Origin of the sequence: Carboxylicivirga longa, assembly GCF_050589825.1 — a bacterium.
Lineage (GTDB): Bacteria > Bacteroidota > Bacteroidia > Bacteroidales > Marinilabiliaceae > Carboxylicivirga > Carboxylicivirga longa.
Genome location: NZ_JBNGOZ010000063.1, coordinates 1 through 1,464, shown reverse-complemented (window position 1 = coordinate 1,464; position 1,464 = coordinate 1). Strand labels below are relative to the sequence as shown.

The 1,464-nt window shown below is 44.3% G+C and carries 1 protein-coding gene; it reads right to left on the bottom strand.

Annotation, left to right across the window (positions count from 1 at the left end; genetic code table 11):
- Positions 1-93: 93 nt before the first annotated feature.
- Positions 94-1,356: a group II intron reverse transcriptase/maturase gene (ltrA, locus tag ACRD7A_RS19035; RefSeq protein WP_430812978.1), complete on the bottom strand. Its 1,263-nt coding sequence runs from the start codon at positions 1,354-1,356 to the stop codon at positions 94-96.
- Positions 1,357-1,464: the final 108 nt, after the last annotated feature.

The window sequence follows — 1,464 nt, the reverse complement described above, 5'->3', positions numbered from 1 at the left end:
AAACGTCGAGTAGGTAAAGGGGAATCTCACCCCTAAACCTCTCACAGAACCGTACGTGAACCTCTCGATTCATACGGCTCTTCACAATCAAACCTAGGGCGTAAAGCCTGCTTTCCAATGAGGAAACAGATGTGGACTTTTCTTAGCCACCTGTCTAAGCCAGAGTAAGGCGTAATAGACAGTTTTACGCCTTTTGAAGCGTTTGTACTTATTAAATACCCACTTGGCAATTCGACGGTTTATGTGCCGGAAAGCAGTGTGCATGCTCGTAATATTAAATTTACCGAAGTAGTTTAACCAGCCTCGAATGCGAGGTGTAAGAGCTTTAGATAGTGCATGAATATCAAAGTATGTCCACCTATTAAACCGAAGATTACGGCACACTTCAGTGATGTACTTCGTTTTCTTTCGACTGATAGAGGGACTAAAACCATACATGAGTTTTCCATCTCTGGTGAGTACCTTTCGTGAACGAAAAGTAAACCCAAGGAAGTCAAATTGTTCATGTTTAGCTGCTTTCTTCTTGCGTCTGCCCTTTCTCCTGCAGTAAACCAGTTTGGTCTTCTCCGGGTGTAATTCAAGCTTACACGCCTCGAAGCGCTGGCGAACTGCTTTAAGAATCTGGCGGGCGTAAGGTTCATTCTTGACGTGGATAATCACATCATCAGCATACCGCTCAAATGGGCAGTCAGGATAATGAATGTCCATCCACTTGTCGAAGACCACATGCAGGAAGATGTTGGCCAATATCGGACTGATTACCCCGCCTTGAGGCGTACCTTTCTCCGTATTTTGGATCTGGGTACCATCTTTCAGTTGGATAGGAGCTTTCATCCATCGCTTGGCATAGAGTACAATGTGCTTCTCCTTGGTGAAATATCGTAGGGCTCGAATCATCAAGCCGTGGTCGATATTATCAAAGAAGCCTTTGATATCCATATCTATAACCCATGGGTAGTGCCAACAGTTTGCTTTGGCTTGTGCGATGGCCTGATGTGCACTTCTTTGGGGGCGATAACCAAAGGAGTTCTTGTGGAACATTGGGTCCACAAGAGCCTCTAGTTCTTTGGCTATAACCGTTTGGGCTATCCTATCTTTTATCGTAGGTATGCCCAAAGTGCGCACTTTGCCATCCCCTTTGGGTATCTCGTGCCGTTTTACGGCAGGAGGAAAGTAACTGCCGCTTGCTAATCGGTTATACACAGGATACAAGTGCTTATTAAGGTTATCGCCTATATCTTCGATGCTTATGCCATCGATTCCTGGCGATTCGCCTTTTCCTTTTACAAGTCGGTACGCTTCCATTACCTGTGGGTAGGTAATTGGATACGGTTTTGATTTCTTTTCTAAATTCATACTTTAAAATCGTTTGACTTTAAGTTGTTTTAAATAGTTTAATCTGATTGTGCCAGCCCCTTTGCTCCACTCCCATTACAGGAGTTTCATCACTAATACGGGCTGGTC

Bases quoted from the DNA above. Each gene is read 5' to 3' on its own strand.
- ltrA (WP_430812978.1), bottom strand. From the start codon at position 1,356: ATGAATTTAGAAAAGAAATCAAAACCGTATCCAATTACCTACCCACAG.